The organism is Parasaccharibacter sp. TMW 2.1891, assembly GCF_023337675.1.
Lineage (GTDB): Bacteria > Pseudomonadota > Alphaproteobacteria > Acetobacterales > Acetobacteraceae > Bombella > Bombella apis.
The window spans coordinates 1,137,315-1,158,985 of the sequence record NZ_QORT01000001.1 but is presented as its reverse complement, the minus strand read 5'-3'; the positions used below and the strand labels follow the sequence as shown (position 1 = coordinate 1,158,985).

Below are 21,671 nucleotides of genomic sequence, written 5' to 3'. Positions count from 1 at the left end.
TGTATGGAGACAATGGGAACTATATATTTGTCTGAATTCATCTCCTGCCTTACAGAAAGGACCATTCACAACACAGGGGGCAATATGACTCGACCTTCAGGTGTAAAGCCAAACCGTCTTTTCCAGACATCCACGATGGCAGCTCTGCTGGACGCTGTTTACGATGGTGAAATGACGTTGGGTGAGCTGGTCCAGCATGGTGATTTCGGCCTGGGGACGTTTGATGCCCTGGATGGCGAAATGATTGTGACGGAAGGTGAGGTCCGCCAGTTCCGCTCCGAGGGGATTGCCTCCGGTACGACAGCGGATATGAAAACGCCTTTCGCCTGTGTGACCTATTTCGAGCCGGAAAAGACGGTCACCATCGACCGGCCGATGGGTAAAGAGGAGTTCGAGGAGCTTGTCGACGGGCTGATCGACAATCCCAATCTTTTCGGGGCTGTCCGTTTTACGGGTGAGTTCGAGAAGGTCGATACCCGGACCGTTTTCTGCCAGCACAAGCCCTATCCGGGGATGCTGGAAGTGGTGGCCAAGCAGCCTACCTTCAGCATGGGAGAGATTAGCGGGGTGATGCTGGGTTTCCGTACGCCGCCCTACATGCAGGGGATCAATGTGGCAGGGTATCACCTCCATGTTCTCAGCGATGACCGCAAGCATGGCGGCCATGTGACGAATTATCGTGTGAAATCCGGCAAGCTGGAAGTTGCCCGCATGTCCGATCTGGAGATTTCTCTGCCGAAGACGGAAGAATTTGCCAAGGCAGACCTTCAGCCCGCTGGCCTGCATGAGGCCATCCGCACGGCAGAGGGTGGCTGAGGGGCCGGTCGCTCTCTTCGGTCACATTATGATTACACGGCCCGTCTGGTATTTTCAGGGCGGGCATGATCAGGAAAAAACATCATGACACAGAAAAAATCTCACAAGGCAGCACAGACAGCCGCCGATCTGATCGTCCGCAATCTTGAGGCTCATGGCGTTGATCACATTGTTGGCATCCCGGGTGCCAAGATCGACCGTCTTTTCGAGGCGCTGGAAGACTCTCCCATTCGTACGATCGTTGCCCGGCATGAGCAGAATGCCGTCTTCATGGCCGGAGGTATCGGCCGCATCACGGGGCGGGCTGGTGTGGCCATTGCCACATCAGGCCCGGGTGTGTCCAATCTGGCAACGGGTCTGGCCACGGCAACGTCCGAAGGTGACCCGGTACTGACGATCGGTGGAGCTGTCGGTCGTGCCGACCTGCTGAAGCTGACCCATCAGAGCATGGATACGGTCAGCATGCTGCGCCCGGTGACGAAGTACAGCGCCGAGATCGGTGCTCCAGCGGCCACGTCGGAGGTCATCGGCAATGCGTTCCGTGCGGCTGAGAGCCCCCGGCAGGGTGGCGTGTTCGTCAGCGTACCGATGGATGTCCTGAATTCCGAGATCACGGAAGATTATCCGGTGATGGGCAACCGTAATGCCGTCAAGGCCGGTCCTGCACCGGAAGACGTCATCAAGGAGGCTGCCGCTGCCCTGAAGAAGGCCAAGAAGCCGGTCGTCCTGCTGGGCATGAAGGCCAGCAAGCCGGAGAATGCCGAGGCCATCCGTGCTTTCGTCAAGCAGACGAACCTTCCGGTTGTTGGTACCTATCAGGCTGCTGGCGCTGTTTCCAAGGATCTGGTCTCCCGTTTCGGTGGCCGTGTCGGTCTCTTCCACAACCAGTATGGTGATTACCTGCTGGATGAGGCTGATCTGGTCGTGGCCATCGGTTACAACCCGATCGAATATGATCCGTGCCTGTGGAACAGGAAATCAGCCCGCCCGATCATCAATATCGATGTTGTTCCGGCCCAGCTGGACAATGCTTTCAATCCCGAGATCGAGCTGATCGGCTCCATCGCCCTGAGCGTGCAGCACCTGACCAGGGAGACAGGCGCCCTGACATCCGGCGCTGCGCTGGACAAGATTCTGGAGGTTTATCGTGCCTCCCAGAAATCTGCCTTTGCCAAGGCCAAGAGCACCCAGCAGGGGATGCTCCATCCGCTTGAGATCATCAAGGTGATGGAAGATTTCGTGGCGCAGGACATCACGATCTGTCTGGACATGGGGTCCTTCCACATCTGGCATGCCCGTTTCCTTGAGGTCTTCCGTGCCCGCCAGATGCTGATCAGCAATGGCCAGCAGACGATGGGCGTGGCTCTCCCATGGGCCATGTCTGCCAGCATCGTGAACCCGGCCCAGAAGGTCATTTCCGTCTCCGGTGACGGCAGCTTCATGATGTCCTCCATGGACCTTGAGACCGCCGTTCGCCTGAAGAGCAACCTGATCCACATCATCTGGGTGGACCAGCACTTCAACATGGTCCGTATTCAGGAAGAGAAGAAGTACGGGCGTGATGCTGCCGTGGCCTTTGGCCCGATCGATTTTGCTGCTTTTGCCCGTTCTTTTGGCGCCAAGGGCATCAACGTCAATAGTGTGGACAGCCTGAAGGCTGCCCTGCGTGAAGGAATGGAAACGCAGGGACCGGTGGTCATCGCCGTGCCGGTTGATTATGCCGACAACCCGGCCCTGATGAACCCTCTGCCGGAGCTGAGCAAATAAGATAGCTCGCACTTCTGCTGAAGCAGAAGGGTGGATGAGGAGAGGGGCGTCATGGACGCCCCTTTTTTCTGAGGGTTATTCAATTAATTGATAATAAGTATCATTTTAAAAAATTGTATTTCTTCTATTTAAATGAGATTTTTTGCAGTAGAGATTGTCAGTCACGTTTTGTTTTATTGTTGAGTAGGTGATATTTTTTTATAAGCGCCCATTATGAAGATAGGTTTATTTATTCCCTGTTACATGGATGCCTTCTATCCCCAGACGGGTATTGCCACGCTGGAATTGCTGGAAAAGCTGGGGCAGGAAGTTGAGTATCCCATGGACCAGACCTGTTGTGGTCAGCCCATGGCGAATTCCGGGTGCAACCGTGATGCCAAAGAGACGGAAGCTCTCTTTATCCGCAATTTCTCGAAATATGATGTGATTGTCTCCCCCTCAGGGAGTTGCGTGCATCATATCCGGGACAATTTTGATGCCATTGAGCAGACGGATGAGGTCCGGCATGTGCGCAAGAACACATATGAGCTTGTCGAGTTCATTCATGATGTTCTGAAGGTGCGTGAATTCCCGTGGGCGGAGTTCCCTCACAAGGTCGGGCTGCATAACAGCTGCGCCACATTGCGGTCCCTGCGGACGGCCAGCATGTCCGAGCTGGGCGAGCCGTTTTTCTCCAAACCCAAGACCCTTCTTTCCGCCGTGAAGGGCATTTCCTTTGCTGCACCACGACGCCCGGATGAATGTTGTGGCTTCGGTGGCACCTATTCCGTGACGGAAGAGGCCGTCTCTGCCCGCATGGGGTTGGACAAGGTGACGGATCATCATGATGCCGGTGCGGAGTATATCGTCTCTGCCGACACGTCCTGCATGATGCACCAGCAGGGCTGCGCCGAGCGCAATGGCGTGCCCATCCGCTTCATCCATATTGCTGAAATTCTGAATGGAGCGAGGGCATGAGCAACAGACCGGTCCCTCACGCCAAACTGGCGGCGGAGTTTCTGGAGGATGAGCCGCATCGTCATTTTCATGATGAACGCTTGTGGGACATGCGCCAGAAGCGTGACGAGCAGATGCACATCATGCCGGAATGGCAGGAGCTGCGGGAGCAGGCATCCCGGCTGAAGGAACATACGCTGGCCCATCTGCCCCAGTATCTGGAGCAGTTTGAGGAGAATGCCCGCCGCAATGGCATCCATGTCCACTGGGCCAGGGATGGTGCGGAACATAACCGCATCGTGGAGAAGATTCTCAAGGATCACGGCCACTCATCCATCATCAAGAGCAAGTCGATGATTACCGATGAGTGCGAGATGCGGGAGTATCTGGAGCCAAAGGGCGTCAGCGTGACGGAGACGGACCTTGGCGAACGCATCCAGCAGCTGGACAACCAGCTGCCCAGCCATGTGGTTGTTCCGGCTGTCCAGAAGCTGACAACGGATGTGGCGAAGACCTTCGCCAAATATTACAATACCGACCCGAACATTGATGACCCGCACGCTCTGGCGGAGGCGCAGCGCAATGCGGCTCGTCCGGTCCTGCTGAGTGGCGATACGGGCATGACGGGGGGCAACTTCCTTGTGGCGGAGACGGGCAGCTTTGTCGTCTGCACCAATGAGGGGAATGCGGACCTCAGTGCCAATCTGCCCAACCTGCATATTGCCACGCTGGGGATTGAACGTCTGGTCCCCCGCATGGCGGACCTTGGCGTGTTCATCCGCCTTCTGTCCCGCAGTGCGCTCGGCTCACCGATCACCCAGTACACGACCCATTTCCGCAGGCCGAAGAAGGGCGGGGAGATGCATGTCATCCTCGTGGATAATGGCCGGTCCGAACGGCTGGGGATGGATGATTTCTGGACCTCTCTGAAGTGCATCCGCTGTGGGGCCTGCATGAATACCTGCCCGGTCTATCGCCGGTCTGGTGGGCAGTCTTACGGGTCCGTCTATTCCGGGCCGATCGGGGCGATCATTGACCCGACCTTCAACGCCAGAAAATTCAGCACGCTGCCCTTCGCCTCCACGATGAATGGAAGCTGTACCAATGTCTGTCCGGTCAAGATCGACATCCACGAGCAACTCTACAAATGGCGGCGTGTTCTGGCAGAACGGCATGAAATTCCGTTCGTCAAACGGGAGATCATGAAGATAGCGGGGCGGCTGCTGGCCCAGCCGGCCATGTACCGTCTGGCCATCAGCGGGACGGAGGTTGCCCTGAAGACCATGCCTCGTTTCGTGCTGTACAATTATCTGAATCCGTGGGGCAAACATCGGGAGCTGCCTCATCCGGTGAAGGAGACATTCCACAGCTGGTATAAGAAAAACCGTCTGAACAGGACCAAGGCACAGCATGAGGAGACACAGGCATGAGTGACGAGACGATGAGTGCCCGTGATGTCATCATGCAGCGTCTGAAGGAAAAGAAGTCTCCGCAGGAGGGGGCCTATCCGTTGCCGCCAGTCGTGACATTGGGGGATCAGGATGCCAGCCCGGAACGGTTCGAGGCCAGTCTGGCCCTGATGGGCGGCAGGATGCTGCCTTTGCAGGATGGAGAAGGGATTGAGCAGGCCATCAGGCGCACATTCCCGGAGATGCGCAATCTCTGCACCGCCGTACCAGAGGTGGAAGGGACGCTGCGGATTGAAGACCTGGAAACGCACGAACAGGCCGACAAGGTTGATGTCATGGTCGTGCGGGCTGCTTTTGGTGTGGCGGAAACGGGTGGCGTCTTCCTGAGCGAGGTGGAGCTGAAAGACCATCTGGCCGATGTCCACCTGGCGCAGCATCTGATCGTCCTGCTCTCGAAGGATGAGCTGGTGGGCAACATGCACAATGCCTATCAGCAACGTTCCGAATTTCGGACGGCAGGGTATGGCGTGCTGATGAGTGGCCCTTCCGCCACGGCTGACATTCAGGGCGTCCTGATCCGTGGGGCGCAGGGTGTGAGGAGCCTGTCCGTCATCTGGGCCTGACGGCTTCCGGGAACAGGATACAGCAAAGGCCGTGCGATACCTTGTCGTACGGCCCTTTTTATTGGGGGGACTTAGAGACCTTCGTTGCGGGAGGCCGTTACACGGTCCTGAAGATGGCGCAGCAGTTCCGGCAGGCCGTCCCGGCTGACGCCTGAAAGTAGGTGAACTTCTGCACCAGAAGCAGCTTCTAGAGCAGCCTTTCGCTCCTCGATTTCTTCCGGCAGCAGGGCGTCACATTTGTTCAGGACGAGAACCTCCGGCTTGGCTGCCAGCCCCTCATCATAGGCCTTCAGTTCCTTACGGATGAGCTTCCAGTTTTGGACGCAGTTTTCATCCGTCCCATCAACCAGATGGATCAGGACGGCACAGCGTTCCACATGGCCGAGGAAGCGGTCACCCAGACCCGTTCCTTCGCTGGCACCTTCAATGAGGCCGGGAATGTCGGCAATGACGAATTCTTCCACGGCATTGAGGCGCACGACGCCAAGCTGTGGATGCAGGGTCGTGAAGGGATAATCCGCAATCTTGGGGCGGGCACGGGAGGCCACCGAGAGCAGGGTGGACTTGCCCGCATTGGGCAGGCCGACAAGCCCGACATCGGCAATCAGCTTCAGCCGGAGCCAGACCCAGCGTTCCTCCCCGGGGAAGCCCTTGTCGGCCCGGCGTGGGGCACGGTTGGTGCTGCTCTTGTAATGGGCGTTGCCCAGGCCACCATCGCCACCCTGACAGAGCAGGACGGTCTTGTTTTCCTCATCAAGGTCCGCCAGCAGGGTCTCACGGTCTTCATCGAAGATCTGCGTGCCGATGGGAACATCAATGATGACATCATCCGCTCCCGCCCCGGTCCTGTTGGAGCCAGCCCCGTTGCCACCCTTGCGGGCACGGAAGTGCTGCGTGTAGCGGAAGTCGATCAGCGTGTTGAGGCTCGGCACGGCACGGAAATAGATGTGGCCACCCCGGCCACCGTCACCGCCATCCGGCCCACCGAATTCGATGTACTTTTCCCGGCGGAAGGCGACAACGCCATCTCCTCCATCACCGGAGCGGACATAGATTTTGGCTTGGTCAAGAAACTTCATGGGAAGGCCGCCACAGCAAGGGGGAGGGGAAAGGGACAGGAAGAAAAAAGGCCGGCACCACTGATGGAGCCGACCCTTCTTCATGCTCTGTGCCCGTCAGGGCAGGCAGAGTGCGTTATTCGGCAGCTTCTGCCAGGGCAACGGAAACGTGCACCTTGCCACCAGCACGACGCTGGAAGCGCACGCGGCCATCAACCAGTGAGAAGAGGGTGTGGTCACGCCCCATGCCAACGTTCTCACCCGGGTGCACCTTGGTGCCACGCTGACGGATGATGATGTTGCCGGCGATGACGCTCTGGCCACCGAACTTCTTCACACCAAGACGGCGGCCCGCACTGTCGCGTCCGTTACGGCTGGAACCACCTGCTTTTTTTTGTGCCATGACTGTGTCTCCTTAGGAACGGGCGAAATTACGCAGCGTTGATTGCGGTAATGCGCAGAACGGTGACCGGCTGACGATGGCCGTTCTTGCGACGGCTGTTCTGACGGCGGCGCTTCTTGAAGATGATGACGGTCGGCAGACGGTCCTGTGCGATGACCTCGGCGGTCACGCTGGCACCCTCGACCAGAGGGGCACCGATCTTCGTGCCAGCCTCACCACCGACCATCAGAACGTCGGAGAAGGTGACTGTGCTGCCAGCCTCGGCATCCAGCTTCTCAACCTTCAGGATGGCGTCCTTGGCGACGCGGTACTGTTTCCCGCCCGTGCGGATGACTGCAAACATGCAAAACTCTCTTTATGTTACCGAAGCCTCTGGCCGTATTCCTTCCTTTCTGCAAAAGGAGGATGGCCTGCTCGCTTTTTGTCATTGGTTCAGACGGTGCCCCGCCAGCAGCGGAAAACCGTAGGAACAGAGGGGTTCTGTACTGCTTTTCTCCTGCACCGTCAATAAAAAAGCAGGATTTGTGGCGGGAAGGCGGGATGGAAGAGGGCTGCCTCTTGCCAATCCTGTAAAATCCCGCCATAACACCGGCCATCAGCTGGTGATGGTGGGCGCTGCCCCTGTTCCATTCCAGTTCCCCGGAGAGGTGCCAGAGTGGTCGATTGGGGCGGTCTCGAAAACCGTTGAGCGTGCAAGCGTTCCGAGGGTTCGAATCCCTCTCTCTCCGCCATGATGATTGTTCCCTTTGCATGTAAACTTTCGGTGCCGGGCGTTGTTCACCGGCAGGCTGGCCTGTGGCCTGATAGCCCGTTAGTTTGATGCCCCGTAAGATATGGACTGCCTCCTTCAGACTGGTTTACGGAGGTCATGGTCCCAAACCGGGGCCTTTGGGAGAGAACAACATGCAGATATCCGTACTGATGATCGGTACCGTCGCCATGGCTATCGTGGCGTTTCTGGCGGCCGGGTTGGGGTATTTGCTGGCCATGAGGCGGGCCGGGTTGAAGATATCTGATCTTGCCATGCAGGTCCGGCAGATGGAGGTGGCTTTCCAGCAGGCCAGTGACCGGCATGACAGGGACGGAGCGGAGCTTGTCCAGCTCAGGAACAGGCTTCATGACACGGAGCTTGCGGACAATACGGCCCGCACGCAGCTGCGCAATGCCCATGAGACGGTCCAGCGGCTGGATGCGGCCCTGACGGAACGGGGCGGACAGTATGAGGCCCTCCTCCAGAAATATGGCATGCTTGAAAAAGAGCATGTGGAAATCAGGACGACGCTGGAGCGGAAAGAGGAACATTTCCGGGAGCAGATGCAGCAGCTTGGCGAAGCCAGGCAGTCGCTGGGGAAAGAGTTCGAAAATCTGGCCAACAGGATATTCGAGGAAAAAGGTAAGAGCTTCGCTGATGCCAGTCAGGTCAGTCTGTCGTCCATGCTGAAGCCGTTCCGGGAGCAGATCGAAGGGTTTCAGAAGCGGGTCAATGAGGTGCATGATGCGTCCCTCCAGGGGAACAGCACCCTCAAGGCGGAGATCAGGAAGGTTCTGGAGATCGGCCTGAAGATGAGTCAGGAGGCCACCAACCTGACATCAGCCCTGAAGGGGGATTCGCAGCAGCGTGGTGCCTGGGGGGAGGCGCAGCTTCGCCGGACCCTGGAGATGAGCGGTCTTGTGGAAGAAGCCCATTATGAGGTCCAGAGTTCCTTCCGGGATGCGGAGGGGCGGCAGAAACAGACGGACTATCTGATCCGGCTGCCCGAAGGCAAACACATCATCATCGACAGCAAGGTGTCGCTGAATGCCTATGACCGGGCCGTGGCGGCGGAGAGCCAGACGGAGCACGAGGCCGCTCTCAGGGAGCATGTGAAATCCGTCCGCCGGCACATGGATGATCTGGCCTCCAAGGATTACACGAACCTGATCGGGATGCGCAGTCCCGGTTTTGTCCTCATGTTCATGCCGATCGAGCCGGCCTACATCAGTGCCCTGAAGGCGGACCGGGACCTGTTTGACTATGGGTACAGGAAGGGCATCGTGCTGGTGTCCCACACGACACTCATTCCCATCCTGCGGACGGTCGCCAATCTGTGGATGATCGAACGGAGCAACCGGGAAGCCCGTGAGATCAGCGAGAAGGCAGGGGACATCTACAATTCGGTATGCCTTGTGGCCGAAAGGCTGAATAAGCTGGGCGGAAGCCTGAACACGGCAAGCAACCATTATAACGGTGCCGTCAGGGCCTTGGCCGGGCAGCAGGGTCTGTATGGCCGGGTGGACCGTTTCAGGCAGCTTTCAGCCAAGGTCAGCAAAAACCTGCCCCGGCTGGAGGCGGCTCATATGGATTTTGAAACGGAACGTCTGGGCCTGATCGTGGAGCCAGTGGAAGATGATACCGGACAGCCGGTACCAGTGACCGGTCCCTGAACACGCCGCCCTTACTGGAAGAGGGACAGGATGTTCTGTGACTGGCCATTGGAGATGGAAAGGGACTTGATGCCGAGGGACTGTTTGGTCTGGAGAGATGTCAGTTTGGCAGACTCGGCAGACATGTCAGCATCCGTCAGCGCACCGGATGCTGCCGTGAGGGAATCGGACGATTTCTGCCCATAGGCACTCATGGAGTTGATGAGCTGCATGTTGGCGCCAAGGTCGGATGTGACGTTGGTCATCGCCTGGATGGCGTTCTGCGTGATCTGGATCATTCTGGGAAGACGCTGTGCCGTGGCCGCCGCATTGAAACCGTCGCTGATGCGGGCACCGTCAGGAGTGGCCGTCAGGAAGTTGTTCACGGTGGGGTCTTCCCCAGGCATTGCGCTGCCAGGTGTCATGCCGAACAGTTCCGTCATGATGTGGCCGATCCCGTAACCGGTCGTGAGGCCGATCATGTAGCCGTAGCTGTTCAGTGTCTGCGTGTCTCCCTGGAGGCTGGTGACAAAGGTCAGGCTGTTGGAGGTAATGCCCATTCCGTCCCCCGTGCCGCTCAGCGTGCCGCCGGAAAGAAGATTGACGCCTTTCACCGTGGCGTTTCGGGCGATGGTGTCGATGCTTTTCATGTAACCTGTCAGCTCTTTGTTGAGCTGGCCGAGAGATGATTCATTGCCGATGTTGTTGCCAACGGTTGTCACGGCATTCTGGACATTCTGAAGAACCTTGATGATGCTGTTGGCCGCAGAGTTGGTAGCGCTGAGAACCTGGGAGGCATAGCTTAACCCGTCATTGACAGCACTTTGTCCTGCAATGTCCCCGCCAATCTGGGAGGCAATGCCGAAAGCGGCTGGATTGTCGGAGGCATTGGCCACTTTCTTGCCAGTGGAAACAGCGTTTTCCGTGTGGGCCAGATCCGTCTGTGTCGTGTTCAGTGTTTCCAGGGCAGCCAAGGAAGACTGGTTGGTGTTGATGGAAAGACTCATGGCCCTTTCTCCCAGTTCATTAAGCGGAACCAACGGACATCTGCTGGCGGATGCAAGGAAACACGAAAATTTTACAAGCTTCTTAAATTTTGAATGAAAAATGGTTCTTCACTTGTTTTATGAAAGTCACATTAGAGCGCCATTAAGATTCATCATGTTGAGAGCTGATTGTTTATAATAGAGCAATATGAGTAATGTTTTAATTATATGAGATGGATTTCATGGCGACATGTCGTGAAAATGGCATATGTGCATCTCAACTTCATGAGCCAAGGACCGTCAGGATGACATGGGTTTCTTCCGGTCCGGTATTGTGAAACCAGTGCTCCATGTCCACGAGAATAATGGCCATCCAGCTGGTGGCAGGTGAAAATGGCGCGGGCAGGCGGTGGATTCAGAGGACAGTTCTGTAAGTATATGTTTCTGTCATTCTGTCTTTCATGAGGTTGTTCTGTTTTTTCATCGTGTCCATCGCACGAGTGTCTGCTTCTGTTCCCCCAGCCCTTCAATGCCAAGCCGCATTTCGTCACCTTCCTGCAACCACAGGGGCGGCTTGTGTCCCATCCCGACACCGGGCGGTGTTCCGGTGGCAATGATGTCGCCGGGCAGGAGCGTCATGTACCGGCTGAGATAGGCGATGATCTCACGGACAGAGAAGATCATGGTGGCTGTCGAGCCGTCCTGGCGACGGGTTCCGTTCACGTCCAGCCAGAGGCGCAGGTTCTGCGGATCAGCGATCTCATCAGCCGTGACAAGGAAGGGGCCGACAGGTCCGAAATTGTCGCAGCCCTTGCCCTTGTCCCATTGTGAGGACTGCATCTGGAAACTGCGTTCTGACACATCATTGACGATGCAGTAGCCTGCCACATGCTCCAGAGCCTTTGCTTCCGTCACATGGCGGGCTGTGCTGCCGATGACGATGCCGAGCTCGACTTCCCAGTCCACTTGTGAAGCATGGGGCGGGATGGGGATGTCGTCATGGGCACCGCAAAGGGCGGAAGGAGCTTTCAGAAAGACGATCGGTTCCTGCGGGATGGGAAGACCGGCTTCTTCGGCATGATCGGCATAGTTCAGGCCAATGCAGACGCATTTGGAGACATGGCTGATGGGCACGCCGAACCGGGGAGAGCCTTCCACGGCTGGCAGGGTCGCTGCATCAATGGCTGCCACCTGAGCAAGGGATTGTGGGGAGAGGCGCTCCGGCGTCAGGTCACTCCAGAGTCCCGAAAGGTCACGCAGTGTACCGGAACTGTCGATCAGTCCGGGCTTTTCAGAGCCGGGGCGGCCATAGCGGCAGAGTTTTGTCATGACGGGGTTTTTCCTGAGGGGTGCGGGGTGGTCATCCGCTCCAGTTTTTCAACGATTTTTCCGCATCGTTGCGTGAAGGCTTCCCGGCTGTAATGCTGTTCGATGTAACGTTTTGCAGCTTTGCCGTAGTCGTTCAGCAGGGCCGGGTTCTGAAAAATTTCTGCCAGCGTGTCGCAGAAGGTTTCAGGAATCCTGTCAGGTTGCAGCAGGAATCCTGTCTGACCGGGCTGGACGCTGTTGCGCATTTCCCCGACCGGTGTCGCCATGACAGGCAGGCTCATGTTCATGGCCTCATGGGCAGCCAGACACATGCCCTCATAACGTGAGGGCTGTGCGTAAAGCTGGAGCGTGCGGAGAAAGGCCGGAACATCCGTCTGGAAACCTTTCAGTGAGACGTGGTTTTCCAGCCCGTGCTGCCGGATGAGGGTTTCAAGCTCCGCCCGCTGGGGGCCATCGCCTGCAAAGGACAGGTGCACGAGGTCTGCCCACTGGGGATGACGTGCGCGGAACAGGGCCAGACCTTCGATGAGCAGGGGATAGTTTTTCACCTCATGCAGTCGCCCCGTGCTGCCGATGTGCAGAGGTGTCCCGCCATTCCAGTCCGGGGCCGGGTGGTTTTCGGGGGCGGCCACGTAAAGAGGCCAGGACGTGATTTTCTCCGGCGGAATGTTCATTTTTTCCCGAAGGAAACGGGCCACATAAGCGGAATCTGCAACCCATAGCCGGGTAATGCGACGGCCTGCCGTGGTGGTGAAACGGATGCTGGCACTGTTCTTCCAGCTGACAACGGGAATATTGAGGAGTGCTCCGGCCAGCTGGCCCAGCAGTGTGGCCCGGCTCAGGGAGGTCCAGATGATGTCGGGCCGGTTCCGGCGGAGCAGGCGCAGGAGACGGATCAGCGTGAGGAAGAAACTGCGGCGCCGGCTGTCCAGAAGATGGTAGGGGATTCCGGCCTGTTCCAGATGAGGAGCTGCCCCCATGTCCCGAGGCTCGCAGGCGGTGACATCCACCTGATGGCCGAACTGTTCGAGGGTTTTTACGATATCCGGGATGGCAAATTCAGCCCCACCCGTTTCCAGGCTTGTGACAACATAATGGATCTTCATGGAGACGGCAGAACCTCGGACAAGGGCAGGGAGGCAGAAGTCTGGCTGCCCACAGGCGGGAGATCAAGCCCTTTGCGGGTGGCCTGCGTATGAATCCTCATCATGGGGCAGGGGGATGGGGCCTTCACCACGGAAGGGCTTGCTGGCATCCAGAAAATTCTCGTTTGTCCGCAAGGTGTGTTCGATCACCACAAGATGGGCCAGGGCACGGGTTATTTCCAGCCGGATGATGGCCTCATGGTCCTGTGTGTCCAGCTCACGCAGGCGGCGTATGGCGGCCCGGGTCAGGCGGGCTGCCCGGTCATGCCGGCGGGATGAGTGTTCAATGTAATAGAGAACCAGCGTGATGGGGCGGCGGGCGCTTTCCGGCAGATACTCACGGTTGAGCAACCCTCGCAGGCGGATGATGTTCAGCCCGAGTGTCAGGGTAGCCAGCGTACCCTGAATACCGGCCTCCACAAGGGGGGACAGGGTGGTGGCGTGGCTGAGAAGGCGAGAGAAGCGGTCCGTACTGTGGCCAATCCATGCGCTGATCTGCGGTGTGCTGCTCAGGCTGGCAAGATTGCGCAGCTCCCGCAGTGTGGCACGGCGCAGCCGGAATTCTTCGGCCTTGCGGTTGAAAGGCAGGATGCTGCGGAAGATCAGCACGGCCGTTACACCTGCAAGGATGATGGCGAGGTTGGTGTTGTAGAATTTCGTCTCGTCAATGACATGATGATTCTGGATGCCCAGCATCAGGGGCATCAGCAGGTTGAAGGCCGAGGCTGCCGGGGCTGTGGCGGGGTTGGCCCGGGCTAACCCTCCGATCATCATCACGCAGGACAGGATGAGCACCAGAGGTTCATATGTCGTGACCATAGGAATGAAGATGAAGCAGAGCAGCCAGGCCACGCACCAGCCTACCGCAAGCCCTTTGAGGAATTTGATTGTTCCCAGTACGGGGTCTTCCTTTGTGGCGAAAAGGCCGCAGATCAGGGCCGTGATGCTGATGAGTGTGTTGCCATTGGACCATGCCGTGATTTCATAAATGAAGGATGTGACCAGAATGGTCAGCGCCGCACGGAACCCGTTATTGAAGGCAAGTCGCCCGTCCCGGTGCGTATGGCGCTGGAACTGGAAATGGTCACCACGCACACTGTGCGTGCTGGCGTGATATTCCGTGATGGCTTCTTCCAGATCACCGATCAGATCCCCAAGGGATGAGAACAGAATACGTTCATCCAGTGCGGAATCAGTAATGATGGTGGTCTTGTCCCGTAGAGGGGTTAGTGGGCCAGAGGTGGAGATGATCTTTTGCCGGTGCGGGGTTGCATAACGGCGGCAGATGTCCCGGAGGTGCTGGAGCTCGGCGAGAAGTTCCGAGATTTCGGCTTCCTGGGGCAGGCGGCTGGAGAAGTCCTTCAGAAAATGCCGGAACGCCCGTGCCACCGTGTCAAAATCCTGATGGTTGGAGGAGAGCAGCTCCAACCGTGTAGCCATACCGAAACTGCGGGAGAGCAGGGCAGATACGGCGGCCAGGGCGGCACGGGCATGGTCGCCTTCATGACCATGCGCACCCATTTCCAGTTCCGCAAATTCGATCTGGTCGTTGATGGAGAGGATGGTGCCGAACAGCTTGCGGGCTTCTGTCAGGGCGCCGGTGTCCCTCTGGAGAATATGGTGGAGGGTGTCGGCCACCAGTGTTAGGGCCGATTCCAGTTTCTGCCGTATCTTGAGATGGGCTACACGGTCCTGGTTGAAGGCGAAGAGAAGCCCGATGAAGGCCTCACACAGCACGCCGAGGATGATGTAACTGGCACGGGATACGGCAAACATGAAGATGCTGCCCGTATGCGGGACGACATCCATGCAGATGATGGCGCAGGTGTAGCCGGAGAGAACCAGCGCATAGGAGCGGAAGTTGCTGACAAAGGTGGCCAGCCCGCTGCAGAGGCCAATCCACAGGGCAATGATCGGGAAAAACAGCCAGGGAGCCTGCGGATATATGCCGACGAAGATCAGGGCCGCCACACCGCCAGCCAATGTTCCTATGATGCGCCAACGGGCTTTGGAGAGGCTTTCTCCTCGTGTCAGCTGCGCTACGGACCAGACCGTCATGGGGGCCCAGATGGGACTGTCCAGCTCCAGCCAAAGAGCGATCCCCAGAGACAGACAGGCTGCAATGGTAGTCCGCAGGGCGAAGAGAAATCCATCCAGAGACGGGGTGAAGATCCAGTAGAAAAAGGACGGGGTCCTGAAGTTCAGAAAACGGGTGATCATTGCGCATCCAGTGGCTTTCAGGACGGGAGATTACTGCCCTTTACGCATGGATGCGAGGGGTCACACTTATAATTGAACAAAAATATCGGAATGATTTCAGAGGGAATATTTTTTTCATTATCATGGAATATTTCTCTTTTTTGTTTAAAGGAAAAATAGTAAAACTTTTCTGAAAATTCTGCTGAAGACTTGTAGCTGCAAAGGTTATTCAATGACGGACAATACTCAGGCTGAAGGAACTCAGACGGCCCCGAATGAAGAGCGCAGAAAGCTGCTGGAGCTGACGACTGATATTGTCGTCGCAAAGTTGACTGGTTCCGATGTCTCTGCTGACAGCCTGCCGGGACTGATCCGCCAGGTTTATGAGGCACTTGCCGGGCAGGGGGGAGAAAGTGGTGACGTGGCGGAGCAGACCCGGCAGCAGCCGGCCGTGCCCGTGCGCAAGTCCGTCTACCCTGATTATATCGTCTGTCTGGAAGACGGAAAGAAGCTGAAGATGCTGAAGCGGCACCTGAAGAGCACGTATGACATGACGCCGGACCAGTATCGGGAGAAGTGGGGTCTGCCTGCGGATTACCCGATGGTGGCGCCAGCCTATGCTGCACGGCGGTCCGAGCTGGCCAGAACGATTGGGCTCGGGCGTAATATTGGTGTCTCAGCCGAGAATAAACGGGATAATGGCAGTAAAAACTGAAACCGTTTATTAACATCAATCTGAAAAAAAGCCGGGCGTAAACCCGGCTTTTTTCATAGTAGAGCATTTTTTCTTGACGTTTCTGGCGTCCTATTGTCACTCTTCGGAAGAATGATCAGTGACGGAGAGTTTGGATGACACGCTCGGAATTTGTCGCTTTACTGACCTCCCGCCTGGAGGGTATTTCCAGAGATAAGGTTGATCAGGCTGTTGATGGGATATTTTCCCGTATCGCTTCTGGCCTTGCAGCAGGGAACAGGGCCGAACTGCGTGGCATAGGCAGTTTTGGAACACGCCAGCACACTGCCCACCAGGGACGGAACCCGAGAACGGGTCAGTCCGTGGCTGTCAGGGCGAAGCGTGTTCCTTTTTTCCGGGCTGGAAAAGACCTGCGCGAGAGGGTCAATCAGCCGAAGAAATGAACGGCTCTGCGCTATGTGAGGGGGTTTCTTTCCCCGTACGGGCCGTATTGAGTTCTTCCAGCAGGAAGTCCCGGAAGACTGAAATCCTTTTGGAGCTTCTCAGCTCTTCCGGATAGACAAAGAACGCCTCTGCCAGCGGGCCGTGCACATCTGGGAGGATACGGACAAGGTTAGGATGGGCGGAAGCCGTGTAGAAGGGCAGGGTTCCGATGCCGTTGCCCTGCGCAATGGCCATGCCGACCGCCGCAATGTTGTTGACGGCAAGGCGGACCTTGGGGTGGAGGATGATTTTGTCCTTCACGAGCCGTTCAATCAGCCAGTTTACATGGGGCAGGGGAAGGTGCCAGCCAGCAAAGCCGATCAGATTGTGGTCGGCTAGGTCCTTCAGCGTGGTGGGGGTGCCGTGCTCTTCCAGATACTCCCGGCTGGCATAGATGGGCATGTGAAAACTGGCCAGGTGACGTTGGATGAGGTCGGGCTGGGTAGGAGGATGGAGACGGATGGCGACATCAGCTTCCCGCATGCTCAGGTCAAGATCGGAATCCTCAAGCAGGAGCGTGACTTCCACATGGGGATGACGTTCCATGAAGTGATGGAGACGGGGTGTCAGCCAAGAGAGGCCAAAGCCTGATGTGGTCGTGACCTTGATCTTCCCGGCCGCTTTCTCCCTGTTTTCACTCAGGAAAGCTTGGGTCAGGGCTAGTTTGGAGAAGACCTCCCGGGCCGTGCGGTGGAGCACCTCGCCCTGTTCGGTCAGGATAAGCCCACGGGCGTGGCGATGGAAGAGAGGTACGCCCAGTACGTCTTCCAGTGCAGAAATCTGCCGGGAGACAGCAGACTGGCTCAGGTTGAGACGATCACCGGCATGAGTGAAGGAGCCGGCTTCCGCCACGGTATGAAAGATACGGAGTTTGTCCCAGTCCATTTTCTGATTCCCGTACGCCCCTTCGCAATAATCATGGCCAGCTCTGCTCATAACGCCCCGCATCGTAACCTTAACCGTCTATCTATTTCATGAAAAATTCCCGAAAAGAAACGATCGGTCAAGGGCAGAATGCCTCTAAAGTTGGTTATATTTTCGTTAAATGAAGATGAAAGGCCATGAAAAGGATAGAGTTTAGTCCATTTTAGCTAGTGTTGACTGATAGAGGGCAGATCATCTTTCAGCAAGGCGAAAATGAGAGATGGTCTGCCCCTGTGCAGGTCTGTCAGGCACCATATTTTTTTTCGGCAAGGTAACGTTCCGCTTCCAGAGCGGCCATGCAGCCCGTACCGGCAGCCGTGACAGCCTGACGGTACGTCTTGTCCTGAATGTCGCCGGCTGCGAAGATGCCGGGAATGGACGTTGAGGCAGTTCCCGGCTGGGTTGTGATGTAGCCTTCTTCATCACAGAGGACTTCATGCCGGAAGGGGCCTGTGCTGGGGCTGTGGCCGATGGCCACAAACACGCCATCCACGGCGAGACGCTCCGTTTTCGTGTTATCCTGCGTGTCTGTCAGTTCAAGGGCCGTCACGACGGCGGGTGAACCTTCACCGATGATTTCGCGGACAGCCCGGTTCCAGTGAACTTTGATCTTGGGATTGTCATGCAGGCGCTTCTGGAGGATGCGTTCGGCTTTCAGGCTGTCACGCCGGTGGATGAGATGCACGGTAGAGGCGTGGTGGGTCAGATAGAGGGCTTCTTCCACGGCCGTATTGCCCCCGCCTATGACGGCAACGTCCTTGCCACGGTAGAAGAAGCCGTCGCAGGTTGCACAGGCAGACACGCCAGCACCTTGATATTTTTTTTCAGAGTCGAGACCAAGCCACTTGGCCTGGGCGCCCGTGGCAATGACGACCGTACGTGCCAGGAACAGGTCGCCAGAATCCCCTTTCAGGTGGAAATAGCCTTCTGCATCAGGGCCCTGCTTGAGGGAGGCTTTCGTGATGAGGTCATAGAGCAGCTTCGTCCCGACATGTTCAGCCTGTTCCCGCATCTGTTCCATGAGCCATGGCCCCTGGACAGGTTGTGCAAAACCGGGAAAATTTTCGATTTCATCCGTGATGGTCAGCTGGCCACCGGGCTGCATGCCGGTAACCAGAAGAGGCTGCATGCCAGCCCGGGCGGCATAGATGGCTGCTGTATAGCCTGCCGGTCCGGCCCCGACGATCAGCATGTCGGTATGATGTGTCTCTGCCATTGAAAGCTCCGTGGTAAAGGGATCATCTTCCCGGCTAGGGGGATGAGAGGAATGGTTTCGAAGGGGCGGGGTGATCTTAGGTCCGCTACGGGCTGGAGGATAACAGATATAGTATATGAAAGATTTCGGTAAAAATAATTATCTTGCGGAGAAACGAAATATTATTTCTCTTTTCCATGGGAAGAGTTTTCACATAAGAAAGATCAGTCTATACAGGCGGGGATAACCCCCTGCGGATGAGCCCGTTCCCCATCCGGGCCGCATGGGGGTTCTGTGAGCAGAGTTGCTGGAAACCATATGAGCATTGCAGACCTTGATGAGATTGACCGCAGTATCCTGGCGGAGCTCCAGCAGGATGGCCGTGTTACCAATGTGGAGCTGGCCCGACGGGTGGGAATTTCTGCGCCGCCCTGTCTGCGTCGTGTCAGGCGGCTGGAGGAGATGGGGCTCATCCAAGGCTATCATGCGACGCTGGCTCCGGCGATGCTGGGTTGGTCCATCACATTTTTTGTTCTGGTCGGGCTGGACAGCCAGAAAGGTGCCGTGCTGGCAGAGTTCGAGGCCCTGGTCGCAGAATGGCCGGAAACGCAGGAATGCCACATGATCCGGGGAGGGGAGGATTTCCTCCTCCGTCTCATGGCCCGGGATGCGGAACATCAGAATCGTCTGACACGGGACCTGATCGAGGTAACGCACGTCGTACGGGTACAGACTTTCCAGGTCATCAGGACAAGCTGTGAGAGAGCCGGCGTTCCGCTCTAGGAGCGGATCATGCTGAAACCTGTCCGCTTTTTCAGGCGCTGGATGCCATTGCATATCCTGTTCTGCTGTGCGGCTCTGGGGCTCATGGTGCGGCTTTTTCTGGCTGCTGAAGTACCTCTCATACCTGATGAGGCCTATTACTGGCTCTGGTCCCGCCATATGCAGGCAGGGTATCTGGACCATCCCTTCATGGTGGCGTTGTGGATTCGGCTGGGAACCCTCTTGTGGGGGGATACGCCGTTTGGCGTACGGTTCTGTGGTCTGGTCGGTTTTGTCTGTGCCAACATATGGCTTTTTCTGGCCGCCCGTCGTTTTTTCCCTTCTCGTGACAGGGTGGGAGTTCGGGCGATTCTACTGTTGAATGTGACCCTGATGGCGTCTGTGGGGCTTGTTCCGGCCACGCCAGATGTCCCTCTGTTTGTTTTCCTTTGTCTGATGTTATGGGCTTTGTCTGGAGCCTTGCAGTCCCATGGGGCGGCAGCCTGTGGCTGGTGGGTGCTGTGCGGTATTGGTCTTGGTCTGGCAGCCGATTCCAAATACACGGCTCTTCTGCCGGGGCTCGGTCTGGCGGGGTTTGTTCTGTTTGGCGGCCGGGGGGCTTGGCGTATGGCCGGCCCCTGGTTGGGGGGAGGGGCAGCAGCCCTCATGGTGCTGCCAACCCTGGTCTGGAATGAAAGGCATGGCTGGGCGGGTCTGCTGAAACAGGGCGGACGGGCTTCGTACTGGCATCCTGAACGGGCCGGGCAGTTTCTGGGGGAACTGCTGGCGGGGCAGCTGGCCCTGTTGACCCCTTGGGTTGCTGTCCTGTGTTTCATGGGGCTATGGCGTGCCCGCCATGGGCAGCATGTGCTGTTGTGGCTGTCCGCTCCTGCGCTGCTGCTGTTTCTGGTGAATGTGACGGGAGAGCGTGTCCAGCCCAATTGGGTCTGGGTGCTGTATCCAGCCCTTATCCTGGCCGGGGCCGCTTATGCGGGTCGGCTCAGGGGAGCCTGTATGACGGGGGGCATCTGCACGGTTCTGGTCTATGCTCAGTGTCTGACGGGATGGTTGCCACTGCCCCCGCATATGGATCCCATCGCAAGGTTGGGGGCAGGTTGGAGTGATCTGGCAGCAGCGGTCGCAGAAGAGGCCGAAAAGGCAGGGATTTCATGTCTGGCAACGGACGATTATGCCCTGGCCTCAATTCTGGCGTTTCAGAAACCGCAAGGTCTTGCGGTGCTGGGAAAGGATTCCCGATGGGGCTATGTGGCAGGGCTTCCTCATGAGACGGTCAGGACGGTCCTGTATCTGAAGGATGGCCGGTATGGACCGGTGCCCGCAGGCGGCTGGGCCGTATGGCGGAAGGACAGGAAGCGGCCTGTAAGGGTCTATCTGCTGGAAAAACGGCACGACCTTTCCGGCTGGATCGTGCAGCGGCCTTGATGGGCGGCATGAAGGCAGACATGAAAAAAGCCATCCGAACATGGATGGCTTTCTCATTCGTACAAATACGAACAGGCTGACTTCAGAAGCCCTCGCGCTCCAGGCGCTTGCGCTCCATCTTGCGGGCGCGACGCACGGCCTCGGCAACCTCGCGGGCGCGGCGCTCGGACGGCTTTTCAAAGTGGCGACGGAGCTTCATCTCACGGAAGACGCCTTCGCGCTGCATTTTCTTCTTGAGGGCTTTCAGCGCCTGGTCAACATTATTATCACGAACGAGAACCTGCACGGTGTCGTCATCTCCTTTGGGGTTCTGATCCTTCCCGAGCGGTGTCTGTAGCATCACCCATTGAAGGACGCGGATCCGATTACAGTGTGAAGTGGCCTATCATACTCCAAAACGACAGACAATAGTTTCTGATGGGCATAAAGGGTGGAGGCCCTCTTTATCTGTGGATTATTTCGCCTGTCTGATGGTTCCTCATGGCTGGTGGGCGTATGGTGCATGTGGATGAGTGTGTGGTGAACAGGAGGAGGACGGGATGGGGGTACAGAATGACAGGCGTACCATGGTGGATGCGCACCTGTATCTGCGTGAAAATTCCATCAGGCAGTCCTTTGAGGGGCTCCTGGCCCTCTGGCGGTCCCTGTCCGCTGCTTGTGAAGGAGGGCTCGACTCTCACGGTCTGGGGCCTGCCCATTACCGGATCATGTTTTTTCTGGGCAGCCATGGCGGATTGCTGCCCAGTGAGCTGTGCAGGCGGCTTGGCATTACCAAACAGTCGCTGGGTCGGGCTCTTGGCGAGCTGAAAGCGAAAAAACTGGTCGAGCAGAAACAGGATGAAGGGGACCGGAGGAAGCGGCCCGTTTTTCTGACAGATGAGGGCAGACAGCTTGAGGCAGAACTTTTTGCTGCCATTCGCACTGTCCTGACACGGGCATACAGGCAGGTTGACGGAGCCGCTGTTGATGGGTTCCGCAGGGTCTTGCATGTTGCCGAATATGGCGGGCCGTTCTCGGAGGGGGGATAAGAAAAGGGGAGGAGCCGAACAAAGACTCTTCCCCTTCATGGAAAGGATTTTTCAGCCCGTTAGCCCGT

21 protein-coding genes and 1 tRNA gene are annotated in these 21,671 nt (G+C 57.3%); 12 read left to right on the top strand and 10 right to left on the bottom strand.

Annotated features, from left to right (window positions below):
- Positions 1 to 84 precede the first annotated feature (84 nt).
- The 5 genes from budA to DTJ15_RS05085 all read left to right on the top strand — a co-directional run bounded on the left by budA (position 85) and on the right by DTJ15_RS05085 (position 5,551).
- The gene (gene budA, locus DTJ15_RS05105; RefSeq protein ID WP_043559857.1) at positions 85 to 816 is read left to right on the top strand and encodes an acetolactate decarboxylase; all 732 of its coding nucleotides are present in this window, start codon (positions 85 to 87) and stop codon (positions 814 to 816) included.
- A gap of 84 nt (positions 817 to 900) precedes the next feature.
- Entirely contained in the window at positions 901 to 2,583 is a 1,683-nt protein-coding gene (gene alsS, locus DTJ15_RS05100) for an acetolactate synthase AlsS (RefSeq protein WP_043559859.1), read from the top strand.
- A gap of 213 nt (positions 2,584 to 2,796) precedes the next feature.
- The gene (locus DTJ15_RS05095) at positions 2,797 to 3,540 is read left to right on the top strand and encodes a (Fe-S)-binding protein (RefSeq protein WP_043559860.1); all 744 of its coding nucleotides are present in this window, start codon (positions 2,797 to 2,799) and stop codon (positions 3,538 to 3,540) included.
- Positions 3,537 to 4,949, top strand: coding sequence for a lactate utilization protein B (locus DTJ15_RS05090; protein WP_249109562.1), 1,413 nt, complete (start codon positions 3,537 to 3,539; stop codon positions 4,947 to 4,949). Before DTJ15_RS05095 ends, DTJ15_RS05090 begins: the two co-directional genes overlap by 4 nt.
- An 11-nt stretch (positions 4,950 to 4,960) precedes the next feature.
- Positions 4,961 to 5,551, top strand: coding sequence for an LUD domain-containing protein (locus tag DTJ15_RS05085; RefSeq protein ID WP_249109621.1), 591 nt, complete (start codon positions 4,961 to 4,963; stop codon positions 5,549 to 5,551).
- Positions 5,552 to 5,622: 71 nt separating this feature from the next.
- Here the strand turns inward: DTJ15_RS05085 and obgE are convergent, their stop codons facing one another.
- The 3 genes from obgE to rplU all read right to left on the bottom strand — a co-directional run bounded on the left by obgE (position 5,623) and on the right by rplU (position 7,355).
- Entirely contained in the window at positions 5,623 to 6,630 is a 1,008-nt protein-coding gene (gene obgE / locus DTJ15_RS05080) for a GTPase ObgE (RefSeq protein WP_154981379.1), read from the bottom strand.
- Between the two features lie 115 nt (positions 6,631 to 6,745).
- Positions 6,746 to 7,012, bottom strand: a complete 267-nt coding sequence (gene rpmA / locus DTJ15_RS05075) for a 50S ribosomal protein L27 (RefSeq protein WP_043559867.1) — start codon at positions 7,010 to 7,012, stop codon at positions 6,746 to 6,748.
- A 28-nt stretch (positions 7,013 to 7,040) separates the two neighbouring features.
- Entirely contained in the window at positions 7,041 to 7,355 is a 315-nt protein-coding gene (gene rplU / locus DTJ15_RS05070) for a 50S ribosomal protein L21 (RefSeq protein WP_249109560.1), read from the bottom strand.
- 298 nt (positions 7,356 to 7,653) lie between these two features.
- Between rplU and DTJ15_RS05065 the strand changes: the two genes are divergently transcribed.
- Positions 7,654 to 7,743: transfer RNA gene (locus DTJ15_RS05065), tRNA-Ser, on the top strand.
- 172 nt (positions 7,744 to 7,915) lie between these two features.
- Positions 7,916 to 9,436, top strand: a complete 1,521-nt coding sequence (rmuC, locus tag DTJ15_RS05060; RefSeq protein ID WP_249109559.1) for a DNA recombination protein RmuC — start codon at positions 7,916 to 7,918, stop codon at positions 9,434 to 9,436.
- Between the two features lie 11 nt (positions 9,437 to 9,447).
- Here rmuC and DTJ15_RS05055 read toward each other — a convergent pair whose 3' ends face one another.
- From DTJ15_RS05055 to DTJ15_RS05040, 4 genes are all read right to left on the bottom strand, one after another.
- Positions 9,448 to 10,422: a flagellin gene (locus DTJ15_RS05055; protein WP_249109557.1), complete on the bottom strand. Its 975-nt coding sequence runs from the start codon at positions 10,420 to 10,422 to the stop codon at positions 9,448 to 9,450.
- Positions 10,423 to 10,881: 459 nt separating this feature from the next.
- Positions 10,882 to 11,730 (bottom strand): fumarylacetoacetate hydrolase family protein, encoded by an 849-nt coding sequence (locus tag DTJ15_RS05050; RefSeq protein ID WP_043559873.1) that lies wholly within the window; start codon positions 11,728 to 11,730, stop codon positions 10,882 to 10,884.
- Positions 11,727 to 12,836 (bottom strand): glycosyltransferase family 4 protein, encoded by a 1,110-nt coding sequence (locus DTJ15_RS05045; protein ID WP_249085554.1) that lies wholly within the window; start codon positions 12,834 to 12,836, stop codon positions 11,727 to 11,729. Before DTJ15_RS05045 ends, DTJ15_RS05050 begins: the two co-directional genes overlap by 4 nt.
- A 63-nt stretch (positions 12,837 to 12,899) precedes the next feature.
- Positions 12,900 to 15,095 (bottom strand): FUSC family protein, encoded by a 2,196-nt coding sequence (locus DTJ15_RS05040; RefSeq protein ID WP_081847696.1) that lies wholly within the window; start codon positions 15,093 to 15,095, stop codon positions 12,900 to 12,902.
- Positions 15,096 to 15,306: 211 nt separating this feature from the next.
- Here DTJ15_RS05040 and DTJ15_RS05035 point away from each other — a divergent pair, with 211 nt between their 5' ends.
- Together DTJ15_RS05035 and DTJ15_RS05030 are read left to right on the top strand one after the other, a co-directional pair.
- On the top strand, positions 15,307 to 15,789 hold the full coding sequence (locus tag DTJ15_RS05035; RefSeq protein ID WP_081563239.1) for a MucR family transcriptional regulator: 483 nt from the start codon (positions 15,307 to 15,309) through the stop codon (positions 15,787 to 15,789).
- 134 nt (positions 15,790 to 15,923) lie between these two features.
- Positions 15,924 to 16,211 (top strand): HU family DNA-binding protein, encoded by a 288-nt coding sequence (locus tag DTJ15_RS05030; RefSeq protein ID WP_043559877.1) that lies wholly within the window; start codon positions 15,924 to 15,926, stop codon positions 16,209 to 16,211.
- Here DTJ15_RS05030 and DTJ15_RS05025 read toward each other — a convergent pair.
- Both DTJ15_RS05025 and trxB read right to left on the bottom strand, forming a co-directional pair.
- Positions 16,192 to 17,136 carry a LysR family transcriptional regulator gene (locus DTJ15_RS05025; RefSeq protein WP_052349033.1) on the bottom strand — a complete coding sequence of 315 codons (945 nt, stop codon included), beginning with the start codon at positions 17,134 to 17,136 and terminating at the stop codon, positions 16,192 to 16,194. The genes DTJ15_RS05030 and DTJ15_RS05025 overlap by 20 nt on opposite strands.
- 283 nt (positions 17,137 to 17,419) lie before the next feature.
- Positions 17,420 to 18,391 (bottom strand): thioredoxin-disulfide reductase, encoded by a 972-nt coding sequence (gene trxB / locus DTJ15_RS05020; RefSeq protein WP_249109555.1) that lies wholly within the window; start codon positions 18,389 to 18,391, stop codon positions 17,420 to 17,422.
- 297 nt (positions 18,392 to 18,688) lie between these two features.
- Between trxB and DTJ15_RS05015 the strand changes: the two genes are divergently transcribed.
- Positions 18,689 to 19,153 (top strand): Lrp/AsnC family transcriptional regulator, encoded by a 465-nt coding sequence (locus tag DTJ15_RS05015; protein ID WP_043559880.1) that lies wholly within the window; start codon positions 18,689 to 18,691, stop codon positions 19,151 to 19,153.
- Between the two features lie 9 nt (positions 19,154 to 19,162).
- A complete protein-coding gene (locus DTJ15_RS05010) occupies positions 19,163 to 20,575 on the top strand; it encodes a glycosyltransferase family 39 protein (RefSeq protein WP_249109554.1) in 1,413 nt (470 codons plus the stop codon).
- An 82-nt stretch (positions 20,576 to 20,657) separates the two neighbouring features.
- On the opposite strand, the gene rpsU is transcribed toward DTJ15_RS05010, so the two are convergent.
- Positions 20,658 to 20,861, bottom strand: coding sequence for a 30S ribosomal protein S21 (gene rpsU / locus DTJ15_RS05005; protein WP_026294133.1), 204 nt, complete (start codon positions 20,859 to 20,861; stop codon positions 20,658 to 20,660).
- Between the two features lie 253 nt (positions 20,862 to 21,114).
- On the opposite strand from rpsU, the gene DTJ15_RS05000 reads away from it, so the two are divergent.
- Positions 21,115 to 21,603 carry a MarR family winged helix-turn-helix transcriptional regulator gene (locus DTJ15_RS05000; RefSeq protein WP_249109552.1) on the top strand — a complete coding sequence of 163 codons (489 nt, stop codon included), beginning with the start codon at positions 21,115 to 21,117 and terminating at the stop codon, positions 21,601 to 21,603.
- The last annotated feature ends 68 nt before the right edge of the window (positions 21,604 to 21,671 follow it).

What these genes read in the sequence shown, in the direction of transcription:
- budA (WP_043559857.1), top strand. Translation starts at nt 85, where the DNA reads ATGACTCGACCTTCAGGTGTAAAGCCAAACCGTCTTTTCCAGACATCC.
- alsS (WP_043559859.1), top strand. Translation starts at nt 901, where the DNA reads ATGACACAGAAAAAATCTCACAAGGCAGCACAGACAGCCGCCGATCTG.
- DTJ15_RS05095 (WP_043559860.1), top strand. Translation starts at nt 2,797, where the DNA reads ATGAAGATAGGTTTATTTATTCCCTGTTACATGGATGCCTTCTATCCC.
- DTJ15_RS05090 (WP_249109562.1), top strand. Translation starts at nt 3,537, where the DNA reads ATGAGCAACAGACCGGTCCCTCACGCCAAACTGGCGGCGGAGTTTCTG.
- DTJ15_RS05085 (WP_249109621.1), top strand. Translation starts at nt 4,961, where the DNA reads ATGAGTGCCCGTGATGTCATCATGCAGCGTCTGAAGGAAAAGAAGTCT.
- obgE (WP_154981379.1), bottom strand. Translation starts at nt 6,630, where the DNA reads ATGAAGTTTCTTGACCAAGCCAAAATCTATGTCCGCTCCGGTGATGGA.
- rpmA (WP_043559867.1), bottom strand. Translation starts at nt 7,012, where the DNA reads ATGGCACAAAAAAAAGCAGGTGGTTCCAGCCGTAACGGACGCGACAGT.
- rplU (WP_249109560.1), bottom strand. Translation starts at nt 7,355, where the DNA reads ATGTTTGCAGTCATCCGCACGGGCGGGAAACAGTACCGCGTCGCCAAG.
- rmuC (WP_249109559.1), top strand. Translation starts at nt 7,916, where the DNA reads ATGCAGATATCCGTACTGATGATCGGTACCGTCGCCATGGCTATCGTG.
- DTJ15_RS05055 (WP_249109557.1), bottom strand. Translation starts at nt 10,422, where the DNA reads ATGAGTCTTTCCATCAACACCAACCAGTCTTCCTTGGCTGCCCTGGAA.
- DTJ15_RS05050 (WP_043559873.1), bottom strand. Translation starts at nt 11,730, where the DNA reads ATGACAAAACTCTGCCGCTATGGCCGCCCCGGCTCTGAAAAGCCCGGA.
- DTJ15_RS05045 (WP_249085554.1), bottom strand. Translation starts at nt 12,836, where the DNA reads ATGAAGATCCATTATGTTGTCACAAGCCTGGAAACGGGTGGGGCTGAA.
- DTJ15_RS05040 (WP_081847696.1), bottom strand. Translation starts at nt 15,095, where the DNA reads ATGATCACCCGTTTTCTGAACTTCAGGACCCCGTCCTTTTTCTACTGG.
- DTJ15_RS05035 (WP_081563239.1), top strand. Translation starts at nt 15,307, where the DNA reads ATGACGGACAATACTCAGGCTGAAGGAACTCAGACGGCCCCGAATGAA.
- DTJ15_RS05030 (WP_043559877.1), top strand. Translation starts at nt 15,924, where the DNA reads ATGACACGCTCGGAATTTGTCGCTTTACTGACCTCCCGCCTGGAGGGT.
- DTJ15_RS05025 (WP_052349033.1), bottom strand. Translation starts at nt 17,136, where the DNA reads ATGGACTGGGACAAACTCCGTATCTTTCATACCGTGGCGGAAGCCGGC.
- trxB (WP_249109555.1), bottom strand. Translation starts at nt 18,391, where the DNA reads ATGGCAGAGACACATCATACCGACATGCTGATCGTCGGGGCCGGACCG.
- DTJ15_RS05015 (WP_043559880.1), top strand. Translation starts at nt 18,689, where the DNA reads ATGAGCATTGCAGACCTTGATGAGATTGACCGCAGTATCCTGGCGGAG.
- DTJ15_RS05010 (WP_249109554.1), top strand. Translation starts at nt 19,163, where the DNA reads ATGCTGAAACCTGTCCGCTTTTTCAGGCGCTGGATGCCATTGCATATC.
- DTJ15_RS05000 (WP_249109552.1), top strand. Translation starts at nt 21,115, where the DNA reads ATGGGGGTACAGAATGACAGGCGTACCATGGTGGATGCGCACCTGTAT.